At 41.3% G+C, this 3198-nt stretch carries 4 protein-coding genes; all 4 read right to left on the bottom strand.

What is annotated here, in order from left to right:
- Positions 1-250: 250 nt before the first annotated feature.
- Complete coding sequence (locus VIP81_RS09850; RefSeq protein ID WP_331959209.1) at positions 251-1063, bottom strand: AraC family transcriptional regulator; 813 nt, start codon at positions 1061-1063, stop codon at positions 251-253.
- Positions 1064-1370: 307 nt separating this feature from the next.
- Positions 1371-1583 (bottom strand): hypothetical protein, encoded by a 213-nt coding sequence (locus tag VIP81_RS09845; RefSeq protein WP_331959206.1) that lies wholly within the window; start codon positions 1581-1583, stop codon positions 1371-1373.
- Positions 1580-2023 (bottom strand): hypothetical protein, encoded by a 444-nt coding sequence (locus tag VIP81_RS09840; protein WP_331959203.1) that lies wholly within the window; start codon positions 2021-2023, stop codon positions 1580-1582. Before VIP81_RS09840 ends, VIP81_RS09845 begins: the two co-directional genes overlap by 4 nt.
- A gap of 181 nt (positions 2024-2204) precedes the next feature.
- The gene (locus VIP81_RS09835; RefSeq protein WP_331959200.1) at positions 2205-3005 is read right to left on the bottom strand and encodes a lipid II flippase Amj family protein; all 801 of its coding nucleotides are present in this window, start codon (positions 3003-3005) and stop codon (positions 2205-2207) included.
- Positions 3006-3198 lie beyond the last annotated feature (193 nt).

Genomic DNA, 3198 nt, shown 5'->3' with positions numbered 1-3198 from the left:
TGGTGAATGCACAATACTTACTTGTTACATCTGCCAATGCTCATAGCAGACGTTCAATAAACCAACATTAAAGGATAGCAGGAATTTCGGGGAATGGTCAAAAATATCAGGAGATGTATTTTCGACATAATTAATACGGCTAATTCGTCAACCAATGTTATCATTGCTTAACCGCATTAATACGGGGAATTACAGATGATGCTAATTTAGGAAAATAAAAAAAGTGACTATCGGATAAAAGTGACAAAATTTAAACTCCCAACGCCAGCTCCAGGCTACTGCGGAAACCAGAATATTCATGTGGTAAACATCCCGCGAAATGCCTGAACTCATTGATAAAATGAGTTTGGTCGCTATACCCGAACCGGTTAGCTAATAAACACCATTGAATTTTTTTTTCTTTTTCCATATATTCAATCGTTCGCCGGAAACGCACAATGCGACAAAATGTTTTCAGGTGAAGCCCTGTTTGTTCCAGGAAATTTCTTTCTAAAGTACGTTTAGTAAGATATGCTGCCGATTCCAATTGCCGGATAGTAATATTGCCATCCGCCGCATATATCAGCCGTATCGTTTCATTCAGACTTATCGAATATTTTTTTTCGGTTAACAACTGGCCAATAAGAAATGCTTCCAGGATAGCCACCTGTTGTTCTCCGCTACTGCATTCCCTTAGGTGCTCCCCTAATTCATGCATTTGAGAACCGCCAATAACCGACAGATCAACGCTCTTATTTGTGAAGTTTGTTGCCGGAATATGGAAGAGTTTAAACCAACCGCCTGGTTTAAAATTTATCACCAGGTTTTTCATCCCGGCATAAATACAGCGTTCACAGACCATATCATTGGGGCCTGTAATACTGTTTGCTGCTACATACTTCTTATTGGTAACATCATAAACCTTATCCGGCGGGCCTAAATTAAATACCAGGCTTTGGATAATGTGCGGCAATATGGTCATCTTCCGGCTACCTTCCTCCCGGAAATCACTTTCCAGGATTAGGTGAGCATGTATATAATCCTGCAATAACCTGTGTGGCGGGAAAGACTGCACCTTGAACATATTCAAATGCTTTATAGATACCGGATATCTGAAATATCAAACTGCCTTGAAATAGTTAATAGTGGCTAAAATCAAACTTGAATCCATTGGCAAATATAAGCATCATTATTCTTCTTATAAGTCAGGTAATCCCATCCGCAGTACAAAGCAATTTGTACTCCGTTAAATAAGCCCTTCCCGTAGTAAGGCCATCTCCGATGGTCTTACTACGGGCGTCCTTAACTCCCGGATCCGGGAGCACATGAGGGGACATTGAAGCGTTCATCTCCCTATGACAACATAACTAATAACGAAACGCTGCTGTTCATCAAAGTTGTCCTCCCTGAATACCGGCAATAAATTGCCACATCAGGAAACCATGATAACCGGACCTGCTACTTCTCCTGTTGCCGGGCAACAGGCTCCCTTCCAGCAATACAGTCGCGTTACAACCGCCCATTGCCAAACAAACTTCCGCAATACCAACGATGCTCCCTCCCTTCCGGACGAAAGGACAAAGCATCATCAGACATTCCATCAAAAATACCCCCGCTTCTTTTTGAGCACCTTCACCACGGTATCTTTTACTTCCTCAATTCTTTCATTAAACCGTTGGGAAGATTTCGTCACCACCCGATCTAACAGATGAACCGTGGCATTTTCGGCCGTTTCTTCAAATAGCTCCATATCGGCAGCACTAATCATCTTCTTGTCGTACCAGCTGCTGCTGAGTACCAGGTAATGAATCTCAAAGCCCGACTGGCTAAAATATTCCAGTATGCTTTGCACGTCCCGGACACTGTTGCCCGGCACCAAATTCATGACCACAAAAAAAGATGTCTCCGATTCCCTGTGGAACTCGATGATGGTCTTAATATGCATCAGGTTATCATCAGAATTGTGATAACGGGAGAAGATAATCACAAACTGATCCTCTCCGAAAGAAGCCGCCTTAATAGGCTGTTTGAAAGGAAAAAACATTTTCCTCCCAAAGATTTGCTGGGTCGTTTTTCCTTTGCCTGTATGGGGGTAACCAACAATGACAAAGAATTTTCTGGGTGTAACAAACATATCTCAAAAAGCAAAAAAAGTGGCAAAAAAATGTTAATCAATTCCAAACAGATTTTGCATTAGATTTTACTCCTACGAAAACAAGCCACTGTTATACTTTCTCCGCCAACAGTGCTATCAACTGCGCACAAGGCAGGAAGAGCGCCTGCGCCAACAATGTTCCCCCTATCCTGGCAATAACCATATAAGAAATGTATTTCCGGAAAGAGCTTTCTGCCACCTTACCTAACACCACTTCATCCGTAAGTATAGATAAATGTGGATCTATAAATAACGCCATTAATACCGTTGCCAGTCCATTGATAACACCAGAAAGATTACTCGCTGTGGTTCTATACTCCGGATTCAAATACGCCGCATATACACAGGATAATACCGCAATGGTAATAATTGCAGTAGCCAACAGGTTATAGAAAAAAATACGCCATGGAAAACGCTCTTTTACCCTGAGCTCCAACAAATGCTCCTTAGCAGGCATTTTCAGATTTTCTTTCACAAACTGCATCCCTGCACCGGAAAGGCCCAGATAAAATAGCTTGGGTATAGACTTATGCACACTGAAATGCACGACCGCCCTCGATAACAACCGCTGAAAAGTGGGTATAAGAAATGCACCTAAAACAGAACCTACCGTACAGGATAAAATAATGTACCTGAATATGAGCGTATTGGAAGCTACCTGTAACTGTAGATCCTGCTCAACAGTTTTAGCCAATAAAGGCGCCTGTAAAGTATTAGCCGTCCTTGATAATAATACCAGGATGTTAAACAAGGAAAAAGTAATCGCTATTCTTCCCGTCCTCACTCCCACTATTCTTACAGCATAAGATAAGGTAGTAATCAGGTTGATCAGCAAGGTGAGAATAAGCACAAAAATAATCTGGGTAGTCATTGTAGCAGCAGTTATAAACGACTACTAAAATAACCTTTATTCTGTTCTAAGACTCTTTACCGGATTGTTGATAGCCAATTTTCTTGTCATCCAGAAAATGATGGTAGCTACCAATAACAGGAGTAACATGCCTACCATTAAAAATGGTTCCACACCAATATTTATCCTGTAAGCATAATCCATTAACCAATGA

Origin of the sequence: Chitinophaga sp. (assembly GCF_036566945.1) — a bacterium.
GTDB lineage: Bacteria > Bacteroidota > Bacteroidia > Chitinophagales > Chitinophagaceae > Chitinophaga.
The sequence above is the reverse complement of the archived record's forward strand: the minus strand, read 5'-3'. Positions and strand labels throughout refer to the sequence as shown.

Coding starts and splice junctions, on each gene's coding strand:
- VIP81_RS09850 (WP_331959209.1), bottom strand. CDS start 1,063: ATGTTCAAGGTGCAGTCTTTCCCGCCACACAGGTTATTGCAGGATTAT.
- VIP81_RS09840 (WP_331959203.1), bottom strand. CDS start 2,023: ATGTTTTTTCCTTTCAAACAGCCTATTAAGGCGGCTTCTTTCGGAGAG.
- VIP81_RS09835 (WP_331959200.1), bottom strand. CDS start 3,005: ATGACTACCCAGATTATTTTTGTGCTTATTCTCACCTTGCTGATCAAC.